Here is a 13800-nt window from a genome sequence, read left to right as displayed (position 1 = left end):
CTTGTTGTGTTATTTCAATAATTTCAATTCTCTGATTACAATCGCATTTTCTTCTTTTGTTCCAATTGTAAAACGAAGACAATTTTCGCATAAAGGTTGCGTCGTTCTGTTGCGAATTACAATTCCTTTTTCGATTAATTGATTGTATCTTTTATTAGCATCATCCACTTTTGCAAGAATAAAATTGGCTTCTGTCGGATACACTTTTTCTACAAAACTAACTTCAAGTAAAACTTTAAGTAATTCTTCTCTTTGTTCAATAATTGAAGCTATTTCTTGTTTTATTTTTTCAGAATCTTTTAATCTTTCTTTTGCTCTTTGCTGCGTTAATTCATTAACATTATAAGGCGGTTTTATTTTATTTAAAACCGAAATAACAGCTTCTGAAGCATAACAAATTCCCAAACGAATTCCAGCCAAACCATACGCTTTAGAAAGAGTTTGTGTAATCACTAAATTTGGATAAGCATCAATTTCTACCAGCCAGCTTTCTTTCTCAGAAAAATCAATATAAGCTTCATCAATTACAACTAAACCTTTAAAGTTTTGAAGCAGTTTCACCACGCTTTCATCTGAAAAAGAATTTCCTGTTGGGTTATTTGGTGAACATAAAAAGATAATTTTTGTATTCTGATCAACCGCTTCTAAAATCTTTTCTACTTGTGGCTGAAAGTCTGTTGATAGTAAAATTTCTCTATTTTCAACAGCATTAATATTCGCCAAAACGCCATACATTCCATAAGTTGGCGGTAATGAAATAATATTATCTTTATTAGGCTCACAAAAAGCCCTAAAAAACAAGTCTAAAACTTCATCACTTCCATTCCCTAATAAAATCTGGCTTTGTTTTGTTAAATTATTTTTGGCCAAAATTGCTTTAACAGAATTCTGCTGCGGATCTGGATAACGATTTACTCCATTCTGAAACGGATTTTCATTCGCATCCAAAAAAATCATTTCGGCTGTATCAAAATCTTCAAACTCATCTCTTGCAGAAGAATACGGTTTTAAAGATTTTACGTTTTCTCTTGTTATTATATTTATATCGAATTTCATTTTTTTATTTTTTTAAGAAGAAAGAAACAAGAATCAAGAAGAAAGACTTTATAAAATCTTGGTTCTTGTCTCTTTCTTCTCTCTTTGTCTTTTATTCCAAACTCTTCAATCTCAACGTAACGGCATTTTTATGAGCTTGTAAACCTTCGGCTTCAGCCATTAATTCAATTGCTTTTCCGATATTTTGAATTCCTTTTTTAGAGATTTTTTGAAAAGTCATTGATTTCATAAAACTATCCAGATTTACACCGCTGTAATTTTTTGCATAACCATTTGTTGGCAGCGTATGATTGGTTCCAGAAGCATAATCTCCTGCACTTTCTGGAGTGTAATTTCCAATGAAAACTGAACCCGCATTTACGATTCCGTTGCAATAGAAATCATCATATTCTGAACAGATTATAAAGTGTTCTGGACCATATTCATTAATTAAATCTAAAGCAATCTGATCGTTTTCAACCAAAATCAACTTCGAACTTTCAATTGTTTTTTCTGCAATAGCTTTTCTAGGCAAAACTTCTAATTGTGATTGAATTTCTTGTTCTACTTCGTTGATTAATTTTCTAGAAGTTGAAACCAAAATTACCTGACTATCTGTTCCGTGTTCTGCTTGAGAAAGCAAATCTGAGGCAACGAAAGCTGGAATTGCTGTATCATCTGCCACAATTAATAATTCTGAAGGTCCAGCAGGCATATCAATCGCAACGCCAAATTGCGTTGCTAATTGTTTTGCTACCGTTACAAATTGATTTCCAGGTCCGAAGATTTTATATACTTTCGGAATAGATTGTGTTCCGAAAGTCATTCCAGCAATAGCTTGAATTCCGCCAACTTTTAAGATTTTTGTTACACCGCATAAATTTGCCGCGTATAAAATAGCGGGATTAATTTTTCCTTTTTTATCTGGCGGAGAACACAATACAATTTCTTTACAACCAGCAATTTCAGCAGGAACAGCCAACATTAAAACCGTAGAAAACAAGGGAGCAGTTCCGCCCGGAATGTATAAACCAATTTTTTGAATTGGTCTTTTTTCTTGCCAGCAATTAACACCTTCGATTGTTTCTACTTCAACTCGATCTGTTTTCTGTGCTCTGTGAAATTTATAAATATTGTCTTTCGCTAACTGAATTGCTTGTTTTAATTCATTTGGAATCAACCCAATCGCTTCGTTTATTTCTTCTAAAGAAACTTCATAATTATCTTGAGAAATTCCGTCAAAAATAGAAGTGTATTTTGCTACCGCTTCATCTCCTTTTTTTTGTACTTCTCTGAAGATTTCTTTTACCGTAACCTCAATATCATCAATAGTTTGAGTTGGTCTTTTTAATATTTCTGACCAGGTTTCTGGTTTTGGATTATCTATTTTATTCATTGTTTTTTTTGCTTTAAGCTTTAAGCAGTAGGCTTTAGGCTTTATTAACGTTGTGTTTTTTTTTACCGCAAAGTTCGCAAGTTTTTTTTCTGTTCTTTATCTTGAAAAGTTATTAAGTTCGCAAAGCTTTGTCGAGAATTGGAATTTAATATTTTTACTTTTATAGCTTAAAGCTTATTGCTTACAGCCTAAAGCGGGCGAAGCCCTAAAGAACCATTTTCTCAATTGGACAAACTAGAATTCCTTCTGCACCAACTTCTTTCAATTGATCGATTACATCCCAGAAAGTATCTTTGTCGATTACAGAGTGAACGCTGCTCCAACCTTCTTGTGCTAATGGCAAAACCGTTAAACTTCTAAGAACTGGAAGGATCTTTCCAACGGCATCGATTTTGTCGTTCGGAACGTTCATTAAAATATATTTTGAATTTCTAGCTCTTAAAACAGCTTGAATTCTGAATTTTAAAGTATCAATGTGTTTTTGAATTTCTGGAGAAACTTTTGGAGAAACTGCCAAAACTGCTTCGCTTTTCAGAATTACTTCAACTTCTTTTAAATTATTCTTGAATAAAGTGCTTCCGCTAGAAACGATATCTACAATGGCATCGGCAAGACCAATATTTGGTGCAATTTCTACAGAACCAGAGATTTGGTGAATATCTACGGTCAATCCAAATTTACCAAAAAATTCATTAACGGTATTTGGATAAGAAGTCGCAACACGTAAACCGGCTAAATCTTGAACCGAATTATATTCGAAAGTTTTAGGAACAGCTACAGAAACTTTACATTTCGAAAATCCTAATTTCTGAACCACTTCGATTCCTTTTCCTTTTTCTACCAAAAGATTATCGCCAACGATTGCTAAATCTACAACTCCATCAATTAAATATTGTGGAATATCTGAATTTCTTAAGTATAAAACTTCTAAAGGAAAATTTGAAGCTTCGGCTTTTAATTGGTCGATTCCGTTGTTGATTGAAATACCGCAATCTTTTAAGATTTGAATGCTGTCTTCGTTTAAACGACCTGATTTTTGAATTGCAATTTTTAAAGTACTCATTTTTTTAGTTGTTTGTTGGTTTATAGTTTGAGTACAAAGAGAGTTAGAATTAAAAAACCCGTTTGATGTACTCAAACGGGTTTTAAAATATGATGATTTACACACATACCATTAACACATCGCTTGAGAGCAATAATGTAAATGATGATGATGTAATTGAATTGAAATCATGATTTTGTTTTGTTTTTTACTTCTTTGATTCGGTTGCAAATATAATAGATAAATTAATTAAAAAGCAATTTTTATTTTAACTTAACGATAGTTTATTGTTAAAAAACGTTTTGAGCCGCTTAAATAGCAATGATTTTGAAATTACTTTAACGAATTATCATATTCATCAAAAACCAGTAAAACTTTGGTTCCTTTTCCTATTTCACTTTCTATTTTAAATTTAATTTGAAGCAAATCTGTCATTCTTTTTACAATAAATAACCCCAAACCAGTTCCTTTAATTTCAGAATGATTTAAAGAGTCAGATCTAAAAAACGGATTTAAAATTGATTCTAAATCTTTTTTAGCAATTCCAATTCCCTGATCAGATACAATGCAAACAATCTTATCTTTTTCTCTTGCCAAAGAAATATTAATTTTCGTTTTATCATTAGAATATTTAACCGCGTTTGAGATTATATTTCGAAGAATTGTAACCGTTAAATAATTGTCTGAATAAATACTAAATTCTTCTTTTGCTTCTAATTCAACATTGACTTTTTTCGCTTTAATTTTCTCAGCATTTAATGTCAAAACGTCTAAAATTGCTGCATTCAAATAAACATTTTCTTTCTTTATATTTTGTTTCTGATTTTCAAAACGCGCCATTAAAAGCAATTGATCTACAAGAGAATTTAAATGGTCAACTTCATTTATGCAATAATTAATTTTTTCTTCATATTCCTTACTATCACGTGTTTTACGAATCAATACTTCAAGTGTGCCTTTAATAACAGTTAAAGGAGTTCTAAGTTCGTGAGAAGCATCAGAAGTGAATTGTTTTTCACGTTCGATTGCGTCTTCAATCCGATTCAAAAGGTTATTAATTGTCTTAGAAAGCGTAAACAATTCATCTCGCGTTTTCGGAAGCGGAATTCTCGATTTTAAATTATCTTTCGTAATAATTTTAGAAGTATAAATAATATCATTTATTGGTTTTATACTTCTTCCCGCATAAAATCGAGCCAGAAAGAACAGTATCAAAAGAATAATCGGAAAAGTAATCATCAAAGTATCCAACAAATTTTCTAAAACTTTAGAAGAATCTGAAAGCGACATCGCAATAATCAAATATCCTATTTTCTTTGATTTTATGTGAAGCGGAACTTGAATCTGACGAATTTTATTGCCTAATAATTTGGTGTCAAAAAGCTGAAAATGTTCTTTATTTTCATGAAAAACCAACTTTTCATTTTTTAAATTGGGAGACTTTTCAATGATTTTTTTATTCAAATCTAAAAACTGAACAAAAACAGGATTTACATCTACAGAATTGTGCTCTCTTTCCTCCCATTCTTCAGCATCCATAAAGACTATCACCTTTTTTTCAATTCTAATTTCTTTTAAGTGATCTTCAATTTCGATTCTTAAATTTTCGTCAATATGATTGTAAACAGTAAGTTTTACAATGAAATAAATAGCCGAAAAAACAGCCAAAACCAGAAGTCCGGTTCCGACAATATAGTTTAAGGCAATTCGGTTTTTAAAAGATAGTGATGTCATTTGTTAATCATTGGCGATATAACCAATGCCGCGGATAGTTTTAATATAATCTTCTTCAATTTTAAGATTCAGTTTTTTACGAATAGCATTCATAAAAACATCAATTACGCCGGTATCGTATTCGAAATTAATTTCCCAAACATCTCTCAAAATCTGATTTCTAGTGCATACTTTTCCTTTATTTTGAATCAAATAAGTTAACAATTCAAATTCTCTTTGGGTCAACGAAATTTCTTCTTCGTCTTTTAAAACAATATGTTTAGACAAATCAATCTTAATTGTTCCCAACGTTAGAATTTCAGTTTTGATTTTATTTCTAAAATGAACTTTTATGCGTTCTACAAGTTCTTCAAAACTAAAAGGCTTTTTGATATAGTCGTTTGCGCCAGCTTTCAAGCCTTCAATTGTTTCCTGAACGGTATCTTTTGCTGTCAAAAAAATAATCGGCGTAGTTTGATCTTTAATTCGAATGGCTTTACACAAATCCAATCCATTTATTTTTGGAAGCATCCAATCTAAAAGAATCAAATCAAATTTCTGTTCTTGAACCAGTTCAAAACCTTTAGAACCATCATTTGCGGTCGTAACTTGATAACCTTCTTCTTGCAGACCTTGCTTTAAAAACTGAACAATTCCTAATTCGTCTTCAACTATTAAAATATGCATTTATGTATAGATTTAGATTCACATTTATTTTTCAAAGATAAAACATTTAATGCGCAGAAAAAATGATTTAATTGAATACAATAAGAAAATCAGCATCTTAAGCAAACTTTAAGTTAACGTTAAGTAAGGTTAAAGTTGAACTTAATCTCAAGTTAATCATTCGAATTTAATTTTGTAAAAAAATAAATCCGATGAATCTTTTCAAAAAACTTTCACCATTTTACAATCTAGCCCTATTGTACTTTATTGTAAGTTTCGTCCTTCGAATAGTTCTTTTATTTCACCCGATAACTCAAAGTTCATTTACTTTTTCTGAAAGTTTGAAAATCTTTGGTTTAGGTTTAATTTCAGACCTTTTTGTATTTATTGTTTCTGCTTCTTTTTTATGGTTGTATCTAATTTTTATTTCTAACTCTAAGTACAATAAACCTTACGGATATTTAATTTTATCTGGTTTTATTGGTCTTTTAATTTATGTTGCATCAGGAAAAAGTATTTTTGATGAATATGGAGGCGCTTTACCAAAAATTGTACTAATCTTCATTTCAATCAAAACATTTTTATTTTCTATTTTACTTTTTGTTCCAAAAAAACGAGATAAAATTAGATTTTGGCTTTTTGCTTTTGTAATCTTTTTGTATGTTTTATTGATTCTTCAAAATGCTATAAGTGAGTTTTTCTTTTGGAATGAATTTGGAGTAAAATATAACTTTATTGCTGTTAATTACCTGATTTACACAAACGAAGTTATTGGTAATATAATGCAATCTTATCCTGTTATTCCAATCTTTTCTGCATTATTTATCATTACTGGAATTATTACTTTTTTCATTATAAAAAAATCAAAAAACTATATTGAAGAAATTCCAACAATTGGAGAAAAGCTAAAAATCACAGCAATTTATGGCGCATTACTTTTAATTTCAATATTTGCAATTCCTTCATTAGCGAAAACAGAAAATTCAAAAAATATTTTTGTGAATGAATTGCAGGCAAACGGTATTTATAAATTCTATTTGGCTTTTCAAAATAACAAATTGGATTATTTTAAATTTTACAAAACAATCCCAAACAACGAAGCTTTTGCACTTTTAAAACAGCAATTACCCGCGATTTCTGGTCAAAACACTTTACGTGAAATAAAAGATGATTCTATCGAAAAACGAAAAAATGTAATTCTAATTACAGTTGAAAGTTTAAGTGCAGATTTCATGAAAATGTATGGAAACAAAGAAAATATTACGCCATTTCTGGATAGTTTAGCACAAAAAAGTTTGTTGTTTACCAATGTATATGCTGCCGGAAACCGTACCGTTCGCGGACTAGAAGCGGTTACTTTGTGTTTGCCTCCAACTGCTGGTGAAAGTGTTGTAAAAAGAGAAGACAATAAAAATAAATTTTCTACAGGATCTGTTTTTCTAAAAAAAGGTTACAATGTGAAATTTATGTACGGCGGAGATGCTTTTTTTGACAACATGCAGGACTTTTATTCTGGAAACGGTTATCAAATTATAGACAAATCAAGTTTTAAACCAAATGAAATTACATTTTCTAATGTTTGGGGAGTTTGTGATGAAGACATGTACAACAAAGCAATCAAAATTATGAACGTTGAAGCGAAGCAAAATAAGCCTTTTTTCAATCATATAATGACGGTTAGCAACCACAGACCTTTTACTTATCCTAACAATAAAATCGATATTCCTGGTGACATTAAATCTCGTGACGGCGGCGTAAAATATACTGATTATGCTTTGCGCCAATTCTTTAATCAAGCCAAAAAACAATCTTGGTTCAATAATACTGTATTTGTAATTGTTGCAGATCATTGCGCCTCAAGTGCAGGAAAAACAGAACTTCCATTAGATAAATATCGAATTCCAGCTTTAATTTACGATCCGACTTCTAAACCTGAAAAATGCAATAAATTAATGTCGCAGATTGATATTATGCCAACTTTATTCGGATTATTAAATTTTGATTATCAAAGTAAGTTTTTTGGTCATGATATTTTTGAATCAGATTATAAACCAAGAGCTTTTATTGCAACTTATCAGGATTTAGGATTGATAAAAGATAATGTTTTGACGATCTTATCTCCGAAACAGCAAATCAAACAATTTCAATTAGAATTAAAACCCGATGCCAATCTTTCTCCTGAATATCAAATTCATTACAACGAAATTCCGTTGAAAGCTGAAAACAAAGATCTAATAAATGAAACTATTTCTTATTATCAATCAGCTTCTTATGTACTAAAAGAAAAAGAATATCAACTTAAAGATTTAAGTTTGACAACCAAAAATGCTAAGTTATACGCGAAACTTCGTTAATAGAACCGGATTAAAATCCAGATTTGAGAAAGAATAGAAAAAGCCTCAAAATCTTAATGATTTTGAGGCTTTTTTTAGTTTCAAAATTAACCTGAAACCTGAAACCTGAAACTTGAAAACTTGAAACAAAATTTTAGTCGTTTTGATTCTTCATTCCAAATAAGTTTCCTTTTTGATATGCTTTTAAATCTTCTTGCAAAAATTGGAAATTTCTTTGTGTAACAGCTGGAGAATCTAAATCGCTTAAATCTGGTTTTCCTGCATTTACCCACGCTGTGTACCAAAAACTTGCTGTTGCAGCAATAGCTTTTTTCATTTGACTTTCAACCATTCCGTTTAATTCTGCGTGTAATTTTCCAGCATATTCATCTGTAAATTTAGCAGTATTGTATTTTGTTTTAACGACTTTTCCTTCTGCATCCATTTCAAATACTTTGTTTTCAGGAGTTGCAGTTCTAAGTTTTTTGTCGATATCCAATAAAGGCTGCGCTAAGGTGTGAGTGTCATTAATCATGTCCCAAATTGCTTTATGAACATCTCCATAATATTGCGCCTCAGGAACATTTAATTTATAGTTTTTAACGAATAATTCTGGTAATCTGCTTTCCCATAAAGAGTGAATTCCCTTTTGATCTGTTAGTTGTCCATCATGATTTTTTGAAGTGTGCAATGGCATATGCGCATCACCAATATAATGTCCTAGATCTGCAGAAAGAAATAAAATTTCAGCTCTGTTTTTTTCTTTAAAAGCTTTAGTAAGCTTTGCCATCATGTCTTCGATATACCAAGGCAAAATTCCGTTATCGCTTAAAAATTTAGCGTCGTATTTTTGTTTTGCCTCTTCTAAAGTTTGTGGATAAGTATCAGCAGGACCAAAATTTTCCATATCAAAATAATGTCTCGGACCTTCTTCTTTATAATTTAAAGCATACTTGCGGATATCTGGAACCGAAGCTTCTTGCGTGATAAAATCAATGTGATTGTAAAAAAATATCTGTAATTGTTTTGGTAAAGCCATTACAGCAGCTTTGTTAATACGCTCATGGCCAACATTTCCCCATGAAAGCATAATAAAGCCAATAATCAAAGCTCCGAAAGCGATTAATTTTGGTCTCATTTGGATTTTTTTCATTTGTTTTTTTATTAGAGGGAGCAAATTTAGCTTTAATTAAAGAATACGCAAAAAATACTGTTATTAAGATTGTATTAATTTAACATTTTACGTTTTTTGATTCCTGAAAGTAGCATAAGTTTAAATTAACAATAATTTTCTTCATACATTTGTTTTTATTAAATGACACCATTTTATGCGCCAATTTATTTTAAACTTATTTCTACTAATTTCTGCTCTCTCTTTTGCACAAGAAACTGATTTACAACTTAAAAACGTCAGCGATACTATATTAAACCCAAAAAGAATTCTCAAAGTTTCCGATCCATTAAATAGTGAAAAAACATTGCAAAAGCTATTTCCTGGCAATTTATATCATCTTTCAGATAAAAATACTTTTATAAGCTGGAAATGTAAATCATGCAAACCATTGCCTTTCCTTGATGTAAATGGTGTTGAAGGCGATCAATTATTTCCTTACACAAACGGTGTTGCAACTAGACTTCGTGCTACGATTGATTACGCAGATTCTAAAGGAAATCAATTTAAAATTTTGGCTTTTAACCATTCTGTTAATGATGAAGACGGATTGCAAACAGGTCGTTTTTCTGGAGGTTTATTAGGATTGGCAAAATTTGCAAAAAATAATAATGTTTGGGAAATGAGATCGTTTCAGCCAGCAGTTGCTGCATTTGGAGCTTTTGCACAATGTCCGACTCCAAAATTGATAGAAATTGGCGAAGATCAGTTTGCTTTTACTTTAATACATGCAAATGGTGGCGCAGGTGGCGCTTACGAAGGTTATCTTTATCTCGTTGCTGGTTTTGGCGGAAAATATCAGCCTATTCTTGAGGTCAATAATTATCAATTAACTAACTCTTCATTTATTTCTTGGTCAGGATCTTATAAAGTTGTCAATGATAATTCTAAGAAACATTTTAGAGACATCATTATTACCACAAAAGGAACTTATAATATAAAAGCAAGAGGTGAAGATGAATTTGACGTTGAGTTTCCTGAAGAAATTTCAACAATGGCAAAAACCAAAAAATCATTTGATTTTGAAATTGAAAGACGTTATTCATTCAAAGGAAAATTCTATAAAATAGTCGATAAACCAATTGTAAAATTTTCTAACGTAAAATAGTTTTAGCTTAGATAAAGAATTGATAATAAAGCAAAAACAGCAATAAATATCCAAAGTAAAACGCCTTGCAATAAAGGCTTTACTCCTACTTCTTTTAAAGTTGTAAAATTTAAAGTTGCTCCAATTAAAAAAAGCGTAATCGTTAATCCGATTTTAGCAATACCTACAAGATGTGCTGAAAAAATGGCTGTTGATGGAAAATAGGTATTTAAAAGCATTGCCAAAATAAACAAACCAATAAAATATGGAATTTTTATTTTTGTCCCGACGCTTCGGGATTTATTTTTAAAAAGAAAAATTGTCAAAATTGAAATTGGGATAATCCATAAAGCTCTTGCCAATTTTACAGTTGTTGCAACTTGTAAAGCTTCAGCACCGTATTTGTTTGCTGCTCCAACAACCGAACTTGTATCGTGAATGGCAATGGCGCACCACAAACCAAAATCTTTTTGAGATAAATCTAATTGATGTCCGATGAACGGAAAAACAAACAAAGCAATAGAATTCAATATAAAAATCACTCCTAAAGCAATAGAAGTCTGATTTTCATTTGATTTGATAACTGGCGAAATTGCCGCAATGGCGCTTCCTCCGCAAATTGCTGTTCCGCAAGAAATTAAATGTGATGTTTTTTTATCAGTTTTCAACCATTTTCCTAATAGGAAACCAAAGATTAAAGTGCTGAAAATAGAGCAAATTGTCAGAACAAAACCTTCTTTTCCTGCTGATATTGCACTATTTGCATTCATGCCAAATCCTAAACCAACAACAGAAAACTGCAATAAAAATGTGATGGCTTTGCTATTAAATTCAGCAAAAGGGTTTCCAAAAACGTTCACAAGTACAACTCCCAATAATAATGCTATCGGAGGTGAAATAATTGAAAACATACTTAACAGAATTACAGCCAAAAAAAGTGCTTGCTGCAAGTAATGGTTAATTTCGAATAATTGTGATGCTGAATGTTGTTTTGTTTTCAAAATAAAGGTAATTGATATTTACCCTGCAAAGTTCCATCGTTTATATTGAAAACGCCAATCGTAATTTACAATTGACTATAACTTCAAGTTATAATGACTTGCTATATTTTGAATAAAAAGTTCTGACAATGAATCAGATTTTCCTTGTAAAGTTATAATATAGAAAGATCTTTCAATTGATAAACTTTCCACATCTAAAACAATTAATTCGTTATTTTTCAATTCCTTACTTACAGCGTGAATTGACATAAACGCAAAACAATCAGAATTAAGTAAATAAGATTTTATACTTTCTGTACTTCCTAATTGCATTTCGATTTGTAAATCTGAAAATTTTAATCCAGCTTTTTTTAATGCAAATTCTATAACTTCAAGTGTTCCAGATCCGCGTTCTCGTGTGATGAATTTCATTGATTTTAAATCGTTTAATGAAATTTCATTTTGGTTTACGAAAGGATTTTTACTGTTGCAAACCAAAACCAACTCGTCTTTTAAAAACGGAATATATTTTATCGACTGATTCTTAGATTGTCCTTCAACAATTCCGATTTCGATTTCTTTGTTGATTAAAGCATTTTCGATTTGTTCTGTATTTCCATTCAGCAAATTGACTTTTATGTCTTTTTGCTTTTGATGAAAATTCGCCAAAACTGGAGAAATAATATATTGTGAAATCGTTGTACTCGCTCCCAATCTCAATAAACCTTGGCGTTCTTTGTTGAAAGAACTCATTTCAAAATCTATTTCACGATAAAGATCAAAAATACTTTTGGTATATTTTAAAAGAATTTTTCCTGCTGGAGTCAAAGCGATTTTAGAACCGTTTCGCTCAAAAAGTTTGGTTTTATAAGTTTCTTCTAACTCGTGAATATGTTTAGAAACCGCCGGCTGTGTAACATACAATTCTGTTGCCGCTTTAGTAAAATTAAGGCGGAGCGCAACGGTGTAGAAAACTTTTAGCCTGAAGTCCATTTGTATTGTTTCTTTTGTTTCATGTTTAAAGTTTCAAGTTACTTAAAAACTTTAAAATCTTCTTGTTATCATAATAAATATTAAGCTCTAATTACTTGACTATCTAGTATTTCCCAATTGCTTCAACTCCATTTTCAGAAAATCTTAATATTTCTGTTGTAATAGCATATCCAGAATTATTATATTCATCAAGAACAACAGAGCCTAAACGTTGAGAAAAATATTCAAAATCTACCTCGGAAAAAATATAACAAAAGTCTCTCACAGGAATTACAGCATAAAATGGATAACCAATATTATCTTCAACTAAATCCTTTATTTTTAAAGAAAAAAGACAAGAACTCTTAAGCAAAACTTCATCTATATTAATCATACCAAGTTTATGACCTTCAATATCTTCAAGTTAAATTTTCACTTTACTTAAAAGAAGAATTCCTAAATTAAAATCTGCCTGATTTTGTAAATCTTTTAAATTAATATTCCAATCAGATAAATTATCATTTATAATAAACGAGTAACCATTATTAAGGCTTAATGTAAAGACTTTACTAAATTCATTTGTAACCCGTTCATTTATAGTATTTCCAAAATCAAAATCATTTGGAACAAACTGTATATATATTTTGTCTTTTATTTTCTCCCAATCATCAATTTTAAATGAATGTGAAATAATTACATCAACTAAGTCATCAATATGAGTTTCATCAGAATCTCTTTTATAATTAAGCCTAACATTTTCTAAGCTTATTTTCAAATCTGACTCATCTACATCTATGTAAATAAAACCTTCATCATCAATAGATTTAATAGTTAAACCTCTCTTTTCTAGTCGTTCTTTGAACATATTAAAAACAACATCTTCTTTACTTCTTTTAAAAGGATTAAACATATTTTAATATTTTAAATTTATACAATAAAAAAGATCTCAAATAGCAAAAGAAAAGGATTAATCTTCAAAAATATCTGTTTCATTAATAACTTTCCAAGATTCTCCAAGAATCAAATCGTCTTCATTAAGTTTATAGGGAAAATAAAAAGTGTAAGCTAGTTTTTCTGTTTTGTGCTCAACAAAAACAGCTATTGCAGAAGTTTTTTCTTCTTTTAATTCAACATCATAAAAAATTGCGATTGCTAAAAAATTATCTTTTTGATAGCGTAACACTTTCTTTAATTCATCTATTACTGATGTTGAAGTTGGAAAATCATTATCCTCGTTTTCCTCAAGCAGAATATGCTCGACTTCGTTATTTACATTTACAGCGCAAGATAAAGGATAAAATTCCCCATACTCTTTTAATAACCTTTCTACAAAAGGAAATATTTCATTTAAAATATTCTGAATATCATCCATCAACACATCATTTTATAAGTTTATTAAAAACCA

At 30.3% G+C, this 13800-nt stretch carries 13 protein-coding genes; 2 read left to right on the top strand and 11 right to left on the bottom strand.

Annotated elements, in window-relative coordinates:
- Positions 1 to 9 precede the first annotated feature (9 nt).
- From hisC to NYQ10_RS16085, 5 genes are all read right to left on the bottom strand, one after another.
- On the bottom strand, positions 10 to 1056 hold the full coding sequence (gene hisC / locus NYQ10_RS16105) for a histidinol-phosphate transaminase (RefSeq protein WP_289877257.1): 1047 nt from the start codon (positions 1054 to 1056) through the stop codon (positions 10 to 12).
- Positions 1057 to 1147: 91 nt separating this feature from the next.
- A complete protein-coding gene (gene hisD, locus NYQ10_RS16100; RefSeq protein WP_289877256.1) occupies positions 1148 to 2431 on the bottom strand; it encodes a histidinol dehydrogenase in 1284 nt (427 codons plus the stop codon).
- Positions 2432 to 2636: 205 nt separating this feature from the next.
- Entirely contained in the window at positions 2637 to 3494 is an 858-nt protein-coding gene (hisG, locus tag NYQ10_RS16095; RefSeq protein WP_223705863.1) for an ATP phosphoribosyltransferase, read from the bottom strand.
- Between the two features lie 312 nt (positions 3495 to 3806).
- Complete coding sequence (locus NYQ10_RS16090) at positions 3807 to 5207, bottom strand: sensor histidine kinase (protein ID WP_289877255.1); 1401 nt, start codon at positions 5205 to 5207, stop codon at positions 3807 to 3809.
- A 3-nt stretch (positions 5208 to 5210) separates the two neighbouring features.
- Positions 5211 to 5873 (bottom strand): response regulator transcription factor, encoded by a 663-nt coding sequence (locus NYQ10_RS16085; protein ID WP_289877254.1) that lies wholly within the window; start codon positions 5871 to 5873, stop codon positions 5211 to 5213.
- A gap of 191 nt (positions 5874 to 6064) precedes the next feature.
- Between NYQ10_RS16085 and NYQ10_RS16080 the strand changes: the two genes are divergently transcribed.
- Entirely contained in the window at positions 6065 to 8206 is a 2142-nt protein-coding gene (locus NYQ10_RS16080; protein WP_289877253.1) for an LTA synthase family protein, read from the top strand.
- A gap of 133 nt (positions 8207 to 8339) precedes the next feature.
- Here the strand turns inward: NYQ10_RS16080 and NYQ10_RS16075 are convergent, their stop codons facing one another.
- Positions 8340 to 9338 (bottom strand): zinc dependent phospholipase C family protein, encoded by a 999-nt coding sequence (locus tag NYQ10_RS16075; RefSeq protein WP_289877252.1) that lies wholly within the window; start codon positions 9336 to 9338, stop codon positions 8340 to 8342.
- A gap of 325 nt (positions 9339 to 9663) precedes the next feature.
- On the opposite strand from NYQ10_RS16075, the gene NYQ10_RS16070 reads away from it, so the two are divergent.
- Entirely contained in the window at positions 9664 to 10464 is an 801-nt protein-coding gene (locus NYQ10_RS16070; RefSeq protein WP_289877251.1) for a hypothetical protein, read from the top strand.
- A 2-nt stretch (positions 10465 to 10466) separates the two neighbouring features.
- Here the strand turns inward: NYQ10_RS16070 and NYQ10_RS16065 are convergent, their stop codons facing one another.
- The 5 genes from NYQ10_RS16065 to NYQ10_RS16045 form a co-directional block, all read right to left on the bottom strand.
- Positions 10467 to 11444, bottom strand: coding sequence for a YeiH family protein (locus tag NYQ10_RS16065; RefSeq protein ID WP_289877250.1), 978 nt, complete (start codon positions 11442 to 11444; stop codon positions 10467 to 10469).
- 75 nt (positions 11445 to 11519) lie between these two features.
- Entirely contained in the window at positions 11520 to 12416 is an 897-nt protein-coding gene (locus NYQ10_RS16060) for a LysR family transcriptional regulator (RefSeq protein ID WP_289877249.1), read from the bottom strand.
- Positions 12417 to 12519: 103 nt separating this feature from the next.
- Entirely contained in the window at positions 12520 to 12789 is a 270-nt protein-coding gene (locus NYQ10_RS16055; RefSeq protein ID WP_289877248.1) for a hypothetical protein, read from the bottom strand.
- Between the two features lie 30 nt (positions 12790 to 12819).
- On the bottom strand, positions 12820 to 13305 hold the full coding sequence (locus NYQ10_RS16050) for a hypothetical protein (RefSeq protein WP_289877247.1): 486 nt from the start codon (positions 13303 to 13305) through the stop codon (positions 12820 to 12822).
- Positions 13306 to 13362: 57 nt separating this feature from the next.
- On the bottom strand, positions 13363 to 13767 hold the full coding sequence (locus NYQ10_RS16045) for a hypothetical protein (RefSeq protein WP_289877246.1): 405 nt from the start codon (positions 13765 to 13767) through the stop codon (positions 13363 to 13365).
- Positions 13768 to 13800: the final 33 nt, after the last annotated feature.

The sequence above is a fragment of the Flavobacterium johnsoniae genome (assembly GCF_030388325.1).
In the GTDB taxonomy this organism is placed as follows: domain Bacteria; phylum Bacteroidota; class Bacteroidia; order Flavobacteriales; family Flavobacteriaceae; genus Flavobacterium; species Flavobacterium johnsoniae_C.
This window is presented reverse-complemented; position numbering and strand designations above follow the sequence as displayed.